The 13,159-nt window shown below is 54.4% G+C and carries 13 protein-coding genes; 6 read left to right on the top strand and 7 right to left on the bottom strand.

Features of this window, described 5'->3' with window-relative positions; genetic code table 11:
• Positions 1-74 precede the first annotated feature (74 nt).
• Positions 75-302: a hypothetical protein gene (locus ACZ500_RS06570; RefSeq protein WP_464231707.1), complete on the bottom strand. Its 228-nt coding sequence runs from the start codon at positions 300-302 to the stop codon at positions 75-77.
• A 161-nt stretch (positions 303-463) separates the two neighbouring features.
• On the opposite strand from ACZ500_RS06570, the gene glmS reads away from it, so the two are divergent.
• The 5 genes from glmS to ACZ500_RS06545 all read left to right on the top strand — a co-directional run bounded on the left by glmS (position 464) and on the right by ACZ500_RS06545 (position 7,110).
• Positions 464-2,290, top strand: a complete 1,827-nt coding sequence (gene glmS / locus ACZ500_RS06565) for a glutamine--fructose-6-phosphate transaminase (isomerizing) (protein ID WP_464231706.1) — start codon at positions 464-466, stop codon at positions 2,288-2,290.
• Positions 2,283-3,032 (top strand): lysophospholipid acyltransferase family protein, encoded by a 750-nt coding sequence (locus ACZ500_RS06560; RefSeq protein ID WP_464231705.1) that lies wholly within the window; start codon positions 2,283-2,285, stop codon positions 3,030-3,032. Before glmS ends, ACZ500_RS06560 begins: the two co-directional genes overlap by 8 nt.
• Entirely contained in the window at positions 3,026-4,261 is a 1,236-nt protein-coding gene (locus ACZ500_RS06555) for a M20 family metallo-hydrolase (RefSeq protein WP_464231704.1), read from the top strand. Before ACZ500_RS06560 ends, ACZ500_RS06555 begins: the two co-directional genes overlap by 7 nt.
• Before the next feature lie 374 nt (positions 4,262-4,635).
• Entirely contained in the window at positions 4,636-5,538 is a 903-nt protein-coding gene (locus tag ACZ500_RS06550; RefSeq protein WP_464229930.1) for a DUF4338 domain-containing protein, read from the top strand.
• A 6-nt stretch (positions 5,539-5,544) separates the two neighbouring features.
• A complete protein-coding gene (locus ACZ500_RS06545; protein ID WP_464229929.1) occupies positions 5,545-7,110 on the top strand; it encodes an ISKra4 family transposase in 1,566 nt (521 codons plus the stop codon).
• 182 nt (positions 7,111-7,292) lie between these two features.
• Here ACZ500_RS06545 and ACZ500_RS06540 read toward each other — a convergent pair whose 3' ends face one another.
• Complete coding sequence (locus tag ACZ500_RS06540) at positions 7,293-7,493, bottom strand: hypothetical protein (RefSeq protein WP_464231703.1); 201 nt, start codon at positions 7,491-7,493, stop codon at positions 7,293-7,295.
• Positions 7,494-7,976: 483 nt separating this feature from the next.
• Positions 7,977-8,264 (bottom strand): hypothetical protein, encoded by a 288-nt coding sequence (locus ACZ500_RS06535; RefSeq protein WP_464231702.1) that lies wholly within the window; start codon positions 8,262-8,264, stop codon positions 7,977-7,979.
• A 15-nt stretch (positions 8,265-8,279) separates the two neighbouring features.
• Between ACZ500_RS06535 and ACZ500_RS06530 the strand changes: the two genes are divergently transcribed.
• Complete coding sequence (locus tag ACZ500_RS06530; RefSeq protein WP_464231701.1) at positions 8,280-8,402, top strand: hypothetical protein; 123 nt, start codon at positions 8,280-8,282, stop codon at positions 8,400-8,402.
• 79 nt (positions 8,403-8,481) lie between these two features.
• On the opposite strand, the gene ACZ500_RS06525 is transcribed toward ACZ500_RS06530, so the two are convergent.
• From ACZ500_RS06525 to ACZ500_RS06510, 4 genes are all read right to left on the bottom strand, one after another.
• Entirely contained in the window at positions 8,482-8,898 is a 417-nt protein-coding gene (locus ACZ500_RS06525) for a hypothetical protein (protein ID WP_464231700.1), read from the bottom strand.
• A gap of 907 nt (positions 8,899-9,805) precedes the next feature.
• The gene (locus tag ACZ500_RS06520; RefSeq protein WP_464231699.1) at positions 9,806-10,378 is read right to left on the bottom strand and encodes an RHS repeat-associated core domain-containing protein; all 573 of its coding nucleotides are present in this window, start codon (positions 10,376-10,378) and stop codon (positions 9,806-9,808) included.
• Positions 10,379-10,613: 235 nt separating this feature from the next.
• Entirely contained in the window at positions 10,614-11,615 is a 1,002-nt protein-coding gene (locus tag ACZ500_RS06515) for an RHS repeat domain-containing protein (protein WP_464231698.1), read from the bottom strand.
• Positions 11,616-11,849: 234 nt separating this feature from the next.
• Positions 11,850-12,991 (bottom strand): IS3 family transposase gene (locus tag ACZ500_RS06510; RefSeq protein ID WP_464230987.1). Its coding sequence is split into 2 segments (ribosomal slippage): positions 11,850-12,716 and positions 12,719-12,991, totalling 1,140 coding nucleotides; the frame shifts between segments, so codons are not numbered across the junction.
• Positions 12,992-13,159: the final 168 nt, after the last annotated feature.

Below are 13,159 nucleotides of genomic sequence, written 5' to 3'. Positions count from 1 at the left end.
GGATTGGACGGGCGATATTTCGATTTTCGGTTTGAAGGTTTACGTTTTGATTCTTACGTTTCGAGCTTTAACCTCTAGTTTTTTATAGGGTGTCCATCCGGAAATGATTTTCCGGTATACCCGGTTTCCAATCCGGAAATGAGGATTTTTTCTTCACACGCTTCGCGTGTGCAGTCCCACCGCTTCGCGGCGGGTCCCGGTTTGGCAATATCAATGAAATCAAGCGGTTGCGCGGAGGCGACCTGGTGGTCGCCGCACGAGCAAACGTGCACATCGACGCCGAGATTGGCAAAAAAGACCATTTTCCGGATGGAATCTGGGGTAAGGAGCCGGACTTGAGTCTTAAAATGGGATGCTTGTCCCCTGAAACGGGACATACGCCCATTGGGGCCGCGGACCTTGCGCGCTGAGGCCCGAAAGGTGGAACCTGAAACTTGAAGCGCAGGATTCGGAAGAGGAACTTATGTGTGGAATCGTCTGTTATGTCGGGCCGCGGGATATCAAATCGGTCCTGATCGAAGGGCTGAAGCAGTTGGAGTATCGCGGATACGATTCGGCGGGGATTGCGGTGCAGAACGGCAACCGGATCGCCTGCTACCGTGCGGTGGGAAAGATCGTGGAACTGGAGAAGAAGATCGCCGGGATCGAGATCATCGGCGAGAGTGGGATCGCGCACACGCGCTGGGCCACCCACGGGGCGCCGACGGAAGAAAACGCCCATCCCCACCGGGATGGGAAAGAGAACGTGTACGTGATCCACAACGGGATCATCGAGAACTATCACTCCCTGCGCAGGAGGCTGCAGCAGGAGGGTGTCCATTTCCGGTCGGAGACCGACACCGAGGTGCTCGCGCATCTGATCGCCCTTCACTACGACGGCAGCCTGAGCGAGGCGGTCCGCAAGACGATGGGGCAGGTGGAGGGGACCTTCGGCATCGCGGTGATCCACCGCAACGAGCCGGGCAGGATCGTGGTGGCGAGGCGCGGCAGCCCTTTGATCATCGGCCTCAGTGACGGCAGCCACTTCGCGGCCTCCGACGTTTCAGCCATGGTCCGGTATACCAATCAGGTCATTCATCTGCAGGACAATGAACTGGCGGTCCTCACCAAGGACGACGTGTCGATCTCCACGGTGCAGGCGGTCAGCGTCAAGCGGGTTGTGGAGACGGTCGAATGGCGTGGCGAAGATGTCGAGCTGAACGGGTTCCCGCACTTCATGCTGAAGGAGATCTACGAACAGCCGAACACCATCGAAAACGCCATGCGCGGCAGGCTCGAACCGGCCGAGGGGGTGCCGAAGCTCGGCGGGATCATGCCCGTCTGGGACCGTTTGAAGGACTGCCGGCATCTGGTGATCGTGGCCTGCGGGACCTCCTTCTATGCGGGGTGCGTCGGCCGCTATGTCTTCGAAAAATTGACGGAGATCGACGTGCAGGTGGAACTCGCGTCCGAGTTCCGCTACCGCAAGCTGAATTTCCCGCCCAATACCTTTATCCTGGCCCTGAGCCAGTCCGGCGAAACGGCCGATACCCTGGCGGCCATCAAGGAGGCGAAGCGGAAGGGCGCATCGCTTCTCGGGATTGTCAACGTGGTGGGGAGTTCCATTGCGCGGGAGACCGATGCGGGCGTATACAACCATGCCGGGCCGGAGATCGGCGTGGCGTCGACCAAGATCTTCACCTCGCAGCTGACCATTCTGACCCTCCTGGCACTGCTGCTCGGACGCCATCAGAACCTGTCGCTTACCGACGGCATCGAGGCCATCCGGGCCCTTCAGCGGATTCCGGAACAGATCAACGCCATTTTCGCCCAGGCAAACCACATCGAGGCCATCGCCGAAAACTACTATCGTTGTTCGAACTGGCTCTTTCTCGGGCGGAAGTACAACTACCCGATCGCCATGGAGGGGGCTCTGAAGTTGAAGGAGATCTCCTACATCCACGCCGAGGGGTATCCGGCCGGGGAGATGAAGCACGGGCCGATCGCGCTGGTGAACCCCGAGATGCCGACGGTGGCGATCGTCCCTCAGGACGACATGTACGAGAAGATGATCAGCAACATCCAGGAGGTGAAGAGCCGCAGGGGCCCGGTGATCGCTGTTGCAACCCAGGGCGATGCGAAGATCCGGGAACTGGTCGATGAGGTCATCGAGATCCCCCCGACGCTCTCTTTCCTGAACCCCATCTTGACTGTAATCCCCTGTCAGCTTCTCGCCTATTACTGCGCGAAGTTCCTGAACCGAGACATCGATCAGCCGCGGAACCTGGCCAAGAGCGTGACGGTTGAATGAGCGACGCGACAGCCGCGTCGGGCGGGGCAAAGACCTGAGCGGGTTGCCGCCCGGCCCGCATGCCCGGGGTCTGCGCTTCGAGATGGGAAAAGACATCCCCTGTCGGCGGCGGGAAGGGTTTTGCCGATTGACCCGGATGGTTGCCGGACTGAGTCTCCGCCCATTTTTCAATCTCAGGGTGGAGGGGGCGCACCATGTGCCGGAAGAGGGGGCATTTCTCCTCCTCGCCAAACACCAGCGTTGGGAGGACATCCCGTTGCTTGCGCTCAGCGCGCCCCAGGTGCTGTACTACGTCGCCAAGGTCGAGCTGTTCGAGCACCCGGTCGTCAGCTGGCTGCTGCATTCCCTCGGCGGGGTGCCCCTCAATCGGCGGCATCCGCTGGAAAGCCGACGTTACCTGAAGCGCCTGGTCGGATTTCTTCGGAGCGGCGAGGGGGTGGTAGTCTTCCCCGAAGGGACCTACTACCCGCGGCGTATGGGACCCGGATTGAACGGGGTTGTACGCCTCGTCCTGGGGCGGCTCGAGGTGCCCCTGGTGCCGGCAGGAATCGAGTACACCCCGAAGGGCCGACGACGGATCCGGGTGAGCGTGCGTTTCGGCCCTCCGGTCCAGCCGCCCTTCCCCGAGATCGATTTTCTCATGCCGGAGATCATGCACCGAATTGCACTGCTTTCGGGCCTTTCAAACCCCGCCTGCGCCCCATCCCTGAACTGTATCGAGGAGGAAAGAAAGGAATGCTGAACCATTTGGACCAGATATTTGCCCGTATCGATGCGAGTGCCATGGACGTCATCCGGCTGCAGACCGAGTTGACGGCCCGGGTGGCGCTCGGGCCGGAGAACGGAGGTACGGGCGAGCACGAAAAGATCGCGTACGTAAAGACCCTCCTGGAGGAGCTGAATCCCGCGATGCTCGAGGAGATTCACGCCCTGGACTCCCGCGTTCCGGCAGGGTATCGGCCTAATCTCATCGCCCGCTGGGGTGAGGTATCGGAGGCACCCACGCTCTGGATCCTCAGCCACGCGGATATCGTTCCCCCCGGGGATCTGAGTCTGTGGCAGAGCGATCCTTACAAGGTCGTGATCGAAGACGACCGGGTGATTGGCCGGGGGGTCGAAGACAACCAGCACGGCATCGTCAGTTCGTATCTCGCGTTGAAGGCCGTTCTCGATGCGGGCGTACCCCTCACCCGATCCGTGGGGTTGGCGATCGTGGCGGACGAAGAGACCGGGAGCGAATTCGGCCTGGTGCAGCTCCTGGCCCAACGCTCGGACCTGTTCAAGAAATCGGATTGGATCATCGTTCCGGATTCCGGCAACGAGACCGGAACCATGATCGAGGTGGCCGAGAAGAGCATGCTCTGGCTGAAAGTGACGGTGACGGGCAGGCAGACGCACGCGAGCACACCGCATCTGGGCAACAACAGTCTGTATGGTGCGGCGCGGCTGATCGTCGCGCTCGACAGGATCAAATCCCGCTTCGGCAAGAAAGACCCGCTCTTCAGCCCGCCGGTCTCTACCTTCGAGTGCACCAAGATCGAGGCTAATGTCCCCAACGTGAACACTGTTCCGGGAAAACAGGTCTTCTATGTGGACTGCCGTATTTTGCCTCTATACGACGTTGAAACGGTTATGGGGGCGATCGGGGATATCGCTGCGAAGGTGGCCCAGGAACTGGATCTGAAGGTGGAGATTCAAGTGGTTCAGCGTCAGGAGGCGACCGAGGCGACATCTGCCGACGCCCCGGTGGTCAAGGCGTTGATGCGGGCCATCATGCGGGTGACAAACCGCGAGGCCCGGCCGATGGGCATCGGGGGCGGGACCTTCGCCGCCTTTTTCAGGAGGGCGGGCTACCCGTCCGCGGTCTGGTGCACGGCGCCGCAAACCGCCCACCAACCGAACGAATCGTGCCCGATCCCCGACATCCTGTCCGACGCGAAGGTCTTCGCATACCTGTTTGTGGAGGAATAGTTCGCAAAGGCCCTCTTGCCGGCGCCCCAGGCTCAGCGGGGAGGCCTCCTGAAGGACATGAAGCTTCCCGCACATCTTCTGGAATTTTCTTATTGGTTCGCAAATTGAGTTCTACCGCGAAATCATTTGGGTGCGGCTCTTTTGGAACCACGCTAAAAAATAACAATCATAGCGAGTTAGGCACTGTGCAAGCCTAGGCATTGGTTGTTTGTGGATGAAATAGCATATCGGGGAGACGATATACCCTTTTTTCTAGATCTCCCAAGGGCAATAGCTCGGGACAACGATGAAAGCACTTTTTTGCGGAGATGATCATTTTTTGCTGGACTTTGCCCCATTTCTTTGTTATGGAAAAATGGTAAAGGAGGACTGGGATGATCACCGCAATAGACAATCAGCGATTCTGTGGTCGGGAGTTTACGCGCGAAGAGCTTTTTTTGATGCAAGAAGTGGTCGAGACCTGTGCAGGAATCAGCCGAACCGAACTCTCGCATACGGTGTGCGAGTTGCTGGAGTGGCGCCGAGCCAATGGCGGACTGAAAGCTTGCGAATGTTTGGACTTTTTGGAACGGCTGGAAGGCCAGGGGTTTTTGAAACTTCCGGAAGCTCGGCAGATTGGACCGAAGAAAGGCACGAGGCGGCACATTGCGCCCCAGACAGGCGAGCAACCATGGGCCGGACTGGCGGGGAGTGTGGAGTCGTTTTTGCCCTTGGATGTGGAGGTGGTGAAGAGCCAGAAACAGCGCAGTCTTTTCAAGGATCTTGTGAGCCGGCACCACTACCTGGGATATGCCATGCCGTTCGGGGCGAGGCTTCAATACCTGGTCTACGTGATGAAGCCAGGACGGCAAGTGGTCGGATGCGTACAGTTTTCCAGCCCGGCCTGGCGGATGAGGGTCAGGGATCGATGGATCGGCTGGGACGATGCGGCACGGGAGCGAAGTCTTCAACGGATTGTGAACAACAGCCGGCTGTTGGTGCTGCCAAGAATACGCAATCTGGCCAGTGCGTTGCTCTCCTGCGTGCTTCGGCGACTGCGAAAGGACTGGCGGGATCATTATGGGATCGATCCCTGGCTGGTGGAAACGCTGGTGGACCGGGAACGGTTTCACGGAGGGTGTTACCGGGCCGCCAACTTTATCGTTCTGGGGGAAACCAGTGGTCGAGGCCGGATGGACCGCGCCCATCAGCGTCATGGAGCGGAAGTGAAAACCGTGATGGTCTACCCACTTGTCAAGGATGCAGCGATAAGGCTCCGAGACGGCTTCGGAGGGTAAGGAACGATGAATGCATTGGCCGTATTGTCGTCCCGGGAGCGCTTTTATGAGCAGTCGAGGCAGGGGTTTGAAGAAATGGTTGGGCGCCTGGATTCCGAGGAGGTTCGCTCGATGACCCATAGTGAGATTGAACGGGAGCTCGAGAAGATGGGTCGGGAACTGATGCGCAAACTCTTGCAGGAGCATTTGGAATCCCGGGGTCCTGGAGAAAGTGCACAACCCGTTCAGGGCTCCGATGGCGTCAAGCGGCCGCGGGCGAGGCTTCAGAAGCGAGAGTTCGAGACGATTTTCGGCACGGTCTCGATAAAACGCGCGGGCTACGGCCAGGAGGGGAGCCGTAGTCTGCATCCGCTGGATGCCGAGCTCAATTTGCCCGACAAAAAGTATTCCCTTGAACTGAGCCGCCGTGTGGCAGAAAAAGCTGCAAGGAGCTCCTTTGACGAGACCTTCGAGAGCATCGGTAAAATCACTGGAGGTCATGTCCCGAAGCGTCAGATCGAGGAACTGGTCAGGCTTGCAGCCCAGGACTTCGATGCTTTTTACGAGACCCGTCAAGCACAATCGGCAGTGGTTGAAGAAAATGACTCGATTATGGTGATAAGCGTCGATGGCAAAGGGGTAGTGATGCGGACGGAGGATCTTCGAGAGCAAACCCGTAAGGCCGCCAAGGCGCGTAAGCACAAGATGGGCGCGAGGCTTTCCAAGGGGGAGAAGAAAAACGCCAAGCGCATGGCTACTGTGGCCGCCGTTTACACGATTGCGCCCTTTGTGCGTAAACCGGAGGACCTGGTTCCCGAAACCGACTCTGAACGTGTCGAGCTGCCTCGCCCCCGGCCTGAGAGAAAACGGGTTTGGGCGAGTCTGGAGAAGACCCCGGAAGAGGTGATCGAAAAAGCGTTCGAGGAGGCAGTTTGTCGGGATCCCGGGCATCGAAAGAAGTGGGTGGCACTGGTTGACGGCAATAAGACCCAGATTCGCCTCCTGCGCCGCATAGCCAAAGAGAGAGGTATCGATCTGACCATCATTCTCGATTTCGTTCATGTAACAGAGTATCTTTGGAGTGCGAGCAGGGCGTTTCACTCCGAGTCCGGTGAAAAGCTGGAAAATTGGGTTCGCGTGCGGCTTCTTGAAATCCTGCGGGGAAAGGCCGGGTATGTTGCTGGAGGCATACGCCGCAGCGCCACATTGCGAGACTTTACCCCGCCAGAACGCAAACCCGTCGATGTCTGCGCCAATTACCTGCTCACCTATGGACCCTATCTGAAATACAACGATTACCTTGCTCAAGGATTTCCCATTGCTACGGGAGTCATTGAAGGCGCTTGTCGCCATCTGGTCAAAGATCGCATGGAAGTGACTGGCGCCCGATGGAGCTTGAACGGGGCCGAGGCCGTGTTGCGTCTCCGTGCATTGCGCTCCAGCCACGATTTTGATGAGTACTGGGAATTTCATGAAGTACAGGAATATGAAAGAAACCATCGAAGCTTTTACGCCGGTGGCATCGTACCCTCCACAATCAAGCCAACACACGCTCCCGAACGTAGCCGTAGTCATCTGAAGATCATTAAATAAGGGAAATATTTCCGTTCAAATGTTTGATAACATACGATGAAAAATGCTGCTCAAAGTCGTTCTAAAAGAGCCGCACCCAATTTTTTTTTCAAAAAAAACAACTAATATAAAAACACTCCAAAAAAGAAAAATTTTCAAAAGAATATTACCTGGAACATTGGTTTTTTGATTATTAAAAAATATCATAGACATGGCTTGTATTGATTGTAATCTTTATTAATTGAATCAATTGTTTTATCAAATATGAATGGATGCCTATCAATTAGATTTGCATCGTTATTTCCATTTTTATTGTCCCATTGATAAATCAAATACTCCTCATCAACAACTCCTGCTGCTTTTGGATTTAATAAATCAAAAGTCAAAATTCCAAAACTAGACATTGGAATTGCTGATCCTTTTTCCAGTATAAGGACAATTAAATGTACTCGATCAGGCGGCCGTCCGGGAGGCTGATCGACAGAAGCGCGCCGCGGCTCGCATAGCCGTACCGAGTCCTGGCGCCTCCGGCGAGGAGGGAAGCCTCTTTCATGACCTCCCCATAGCCGTTGAAGGTGCGGGAGGTCTCGAGGCCGTTTCCTGTGACCGTCTCAGGAAGCCCGTTCTGCGCATTGCGGCCGATCGCGCACGCCCCCCGGCCGTTGTGAGGAAGCCGTCGCCGTCGTAGAGCAGGGCGGAAGTGCCGCCAGCATAGCTCAGGCCGCTCAGCTGGAAATCATTGTCCCAGGCGTAGCTCAGCGTCTGGCTTAGGGTGCCGCTGCTGGTTTCGGTCGCCGGGAGGCTGCTGTTCCAACCATAGAAGAGTTCCTTCGCACCGGCTTTGATCCGCTCGGATTTGTCGGCGCATTTGTCGGCGCAGAGGTAGCTTAGACCCAGGTCGCCTTCGGGGGTGGCAATCCAGGCCAGGAGAGCGTTCTCGTAAATGTGGCGGATCTGTTTGCCCGAGGGAAAGTCACGGCCTGCAGCCTCCGGTCACGGTCGTAGGTGTAGCTGTATGAACCGCTGAGCGGCGCTTGGTAAAGGTTTTTCAGATTGACCCGATTGTAGTCGAACGCGTGGTCGACCGCAAAGGGATTGGTCAGCACCCGCAGATTGCCGTTCAGGTCGTACTGGAGGTGGACTGTAGCGCCTTTGGGTCCGGCAATCGATGTCACCCGGCCCATGGCGTAGTGCAGGCCGTGACGCCGACGGCCTCGAAGATCTCGAGCCTGCTTCTGGCCGCCATCGCGCTCATGATCGTCCGCAAAGACGTCCTCGCCATCCTCGCTGCGGGGCTTGAACACGGCTCGTGATGAACGAGCTTCCTGTGTCTGCAGGGATTCCTCAATTTTTTCTGTGGCAGGTCTCTCCGGTAGGAGCCGTGGCCTGCCCCTACAAAATGTGAACAAGGAAACAACGTCCGTATCTTTGACCCAGGTATTTGATAACCTGGGCGTCGGGTATCTTTGTGGCGGTAAGCTGTACAAAGATTTCGTCGCCTTCGTTTAGAAGCTGCCCGAGAAATGCTCGCAATTCTATGCCAAATCCGCAGACCCGGACGACGACGAGGGCATCTGGGAGTACGTGGAATTCGGAGACCGCAGGGAGAGTTAGAGCCGTTTTTGCCGGGCGTTGTTCATCCGCCTCGTAATATCCGACAATCATGTCGTTTTTTTTGGGCGGCCCTGCTCGGTTATCTATACGAATCTTGGGATGCGTTACAGGATCGACGATTAACTCCGCGACTCGGGATTTGAGGAATTGCTCGATCCCGAGAGGATGATCAACTGCTACCATCAGCGCGGCCACAGTGAAATGACTTTCCGTGCGCTGAGGAATTTTGTGGAACAGCGACTCCCCCTACGCAAAATTCTGCCCCAGCGCGGTCTTTTACTACCTGATGGTCATCGGATTTTTCCTCTTTAAAGTCTTCAAGGAGGATGTCTGTCACGATGTGGTCCCCATCAGTTGCTATGCGACAACCTTTCAGCGCAAGATGATTGAAATTGCCTCAAAAATTGTTCGTGGACACAGGGCAATCAGGCTCAAAGTATCGCAATGGGTATGGGAATCGCTGGATTTCGAAGTGCTTTGCAAAAGAAGCAACTCGCCTCCCAGCCTCTGCCTCGTATAAAAACCTATCCGCGCATATCGTAGTTGCCGGTGGAGCAACCCAGGGAATGGCGTTTACAGTCTTTGGAGAACGAACTCTTGTCATAACCATTTGCTATTATTGTTTAAAACATTTGAGGTTATCAAAAACCTGCAATTTGGGCTGGCTCCAACTTGTAAACCTGTGCCGGTAGCATGGTTTCCGCCTTGTAATGCAACGGGCAAAGCGGTGGAGGCTCGCCTTTCTCCTGATCGAATCGGGAATCTCCTGGTAGCTCGGGAGAATTTCAAGGTTGAGCACCTTATTACGCTCAAACAATCGCTGGCAAACTGCTGCCGATGGTAGAATCGCTCAATTTAGGTTTATCATTCTCCTGCCACCCGCCCCAAAAAACAGAAAAGCTGTTAAGAATTAAATCTCAACCGCTTTCTTTAATGTGTAGTTAAAAACCACCTGAAAAAACATCAATTACATTTATGGCCCATTCTTTGATAGTCTTCCACAAAGGTTGCTCTTTCGCTTTTGCTTTTTTGACAAACAAAAAAGTAACGTATACAAAAAAGCATAGTGCAATTAATAGCCATATCCAAAAAATCATTTCAATTACCACATCAGTGTACCAATTTCTTTAATAATATCCCAATATAAACCGGATCCGTATCTAAGATTTTCATACTTATCTTTCAAATAGTCTTTGATTTTTCGTTCACACGGATCATCAAAATGCTGGCCATGAGGCAGTAAACCATTCAAGTTTCTCCAAGAAGCATCTGACCAGTCTTCTTGAAAAGCCTCGGCCCACTGTTGCATAGCTCTCTTTTGTGCAGCTGTTGCACTGCTAATATTCCACGCGCCTAGTAACGCCGTTCCTATACCAGCAGGTATGCCTATTCCCGTACCATCAAGACCCGCGGCAGCCGCTAACTTTAAAGCCCCCGATGCATATAAACGACCTGCATTAGCCGCATTGCCTAAAGCAACGATTCCTTTTGTTGGATTAAAGAGGCCGTAAGGATCAATTGAATTCAGGCAACCATTTAGACAGTATCCGTACAAATCCGTATCTCCCCCGGCAAAGCCGATGGGGTCTTTGGCGGTCCAGCGGCCGGTGGCGGGGTCATAGTCGCGGTAGCCGAAGCGTGAATTTACAAAACCAGAATAAATATTATAATCCATAATGAGGCCAAAACAAATATGATTGTTTTATTATTAACAAATTTCAGAATTGAGTCAGTTATAATTACTGTAAATATAAATGTAGCTAAATTTTTTATTAAATAATCATAATTATCGCTCGGATATTTAAAAAATTTTTTTTCACAAAATACAACTAATATAAAAACACTCCAAAACAGAAAAATTTTCAAAAGAATATTACCTGGAACATTGGTTTTTTGATTATTAAAAAATATCATAGACATGGCTTGTATTGATTGTAATCTTTATTAATTGACTCAATTGTTTTATCAAATATGAATGGATGCCTATCAATTAGATTTTCATCGTTATTTCCATTTTTATTGTCCCATTGATAAATCAAATACTCCTCATCAACAACTCCTGCTGCTTTTGGATTTAATAAATCAAAAGTCAAAATTCTAAAACTAGACATTGGAATTGCTGATCCTTTTTCCAGTATAAGGACAATTAAATCTGCTCCAGCAACATTCGCTTTTATGAAATTTCGTATCGGGATAATTAAGCCACCTTTAAGTCCCACCGGATCAATCCAATTCACCGGATCATTGAGACAGTACCCATACAGATCTGTATCCCCGCCCGCGAAACCGATGGGGTCTTTGGCGGTCCAGCGGCCGGTGGCGGGGTCGTAGTCGCGGAATCCGAAGCGCACCAGGCCCGTGTCAGGGTCGTGGAGACCGCCGGCGAAGCCCAAGGGGATGTGCAGGCCGGGGTTGCTGTCGCTCAGGACCGAGCCGAAGGCATCGTACTGGATCTCTTTGGCCACATTGCCCTGGCCGTCCACCACCAGGCGGAGCGAGCCGACCGGATCGTAGAAGAGGTGAGAGCGGGCGCCGTTTTCTCCGGTCATGGCGACGGGAAGACGGCCGCCCGCGTATTCGAAGCGGAGTTGGAACCGCTCGTTTGCGTCATAGACCGCAAGGAGCCGGGTCAGGCCCTGCCAGAGGTATTTCTGGGTGAAGGCACCGTCGATCTTTTTTGCGATGCGCCGGCCGAGGGGATCGTAGACGTACTCGATCAGCCTACCGTCCGCGAGGCTGACCGACAGAAGCTCGCCGCGGCTCGCGTAATCATACCGGGTCTTGGCGCCTTCGTCGTCCCGGTAGAGCAGAAACCCATCGAGATCATAGCCAAAAGAGGTCTGCCCGGTGCTCACCAGGTGATCTTCATCGGGCTCTTCTTTTCTCGACGACACATCACCAAAATCCTGCAAGCCGTCCTCACGCTCCACAGTAAGTCTTTATCGAGTATCCGATCTGGCCAGAAAAATCCCCGAAAGATGAGGTGGACCCCAAGTACGGGACCAGTTTTCGAGAGATTTAAGGTGTAAGAACTCCAATTTCACTCCGACTGTTCGTTAGTCGGGGCTTGGCCTCGCCTCGCGGAGCCTTGCGGAGCTCAGGCGAGGCGTGGCCAAGCCGGCTGCGGCTTACTGTACCCGAGCCCATCAGGCTGCCATCCTAAGCAGCGGTGTTTGATAGTAGACCTCTGCCGGGATCCGGCCGTTCAGCCCCTGGTGCGGCCGGCGGTTGTTGTAGAACTCGAAGTAGGCCCTAAGGCCGTCGATCAGGTCCGCTATCGTCTCGTATTCCCTGATGTAAATATCCTCGTACTTTAGCGAGCGCCATAGACGTTCGACCATGATATTATCTGTCGCACGGCCTTTGCCATCCATGCTGATTTTGATTCCGTGGTCCGTGAGCACCCCCGTAAAAGCGGCTCCGGTATATTGCGATCCCTGGTCCGTGTTGAAAATCTCCGGCTTCGAATACCGTCTCAGGGCCCGCTCGAGGCTGCTCACGCAGAAGCTCTCATCCATGGTGACCGACACTTCCCAGGATAGAACGTAGCGGCTGTACCAGTCCATGACAACCGTCAGATACACAAATCCGCCCCGCATCGGAACGTACGTAATGTCACTTGCCCATACCTGGTCCGGCCGTACGATTGGGAGATCGCGCAGCAAATAGGGATAAATCTTATGACCTTTGTCAGGCACGGTTGTCCGCTTTTTTCGGGGAGCGATGGATTCAAGCCCCATCAGCTGCATCAGACGTCGAACCCGCTTCCTGTTGACCCCATGCCCAAGCTGTACGAGATAATCGCGCATTTTACGGCTTCCGAAAAACGGGTGCCGAAGATATTCTTCGTCAATCAACCGCATCAGCTCGAGATTCTTCTCGCTCTCACCCCTTGGGCCGCGATAGTAGCTGGATCGGTGCAGTTTCAGCAGACCGCACTGCCGGCGGATGCTCAAGTCCGGATGATCCTGTTCAACCATAGACCGCTTCGCCGCAATCGTCAGTCCAGATGACCGACTTTTTTTTTCAAAAAATCCACTTCGACCTGAAGGCGTCCGACCTGCCGATACGCCCGATCCAATTCAGCCGCCTGGGCGGCTGTATCTGCGTCCTGACCGCGATCAAAAAGCTGCGAGGCACCTTCCAACAGCTGCTTTTTCCATTGCCCAATCTGGTTCGGATGGACATCAAATTCTTTCGCCAGCTCGTGAACCGGCCGTTGTCCCTTGATTGCCTCCAGCGCCACCTTGGCCTTGAATTGCTTGGTGAATCTCCGTCGCTTCGCCATCGTTGTCCCCCTTTCTTGACCTCAGATTATACCTTAATCTGTGGTCCCATTTAAGGGGTCCACTTCCAGAGGGGGCCACAATTGAAAATTTTCGCTATGGCTTACAAGCCCATAGCTTAAGTCAATGACATTGATTCTTTCCGGTGGATAGGTGCTCCTAAAATCAGG

The sequence above is a fragment of the Desulfatiglans parachlorophenolica genome (assembly GCF_055394735.1).
The sequence above is the reverse complement of the archived record's forward strand: the minus strand, read 5'-3'. Positions and strand labels throughout refer to the sequence as shown.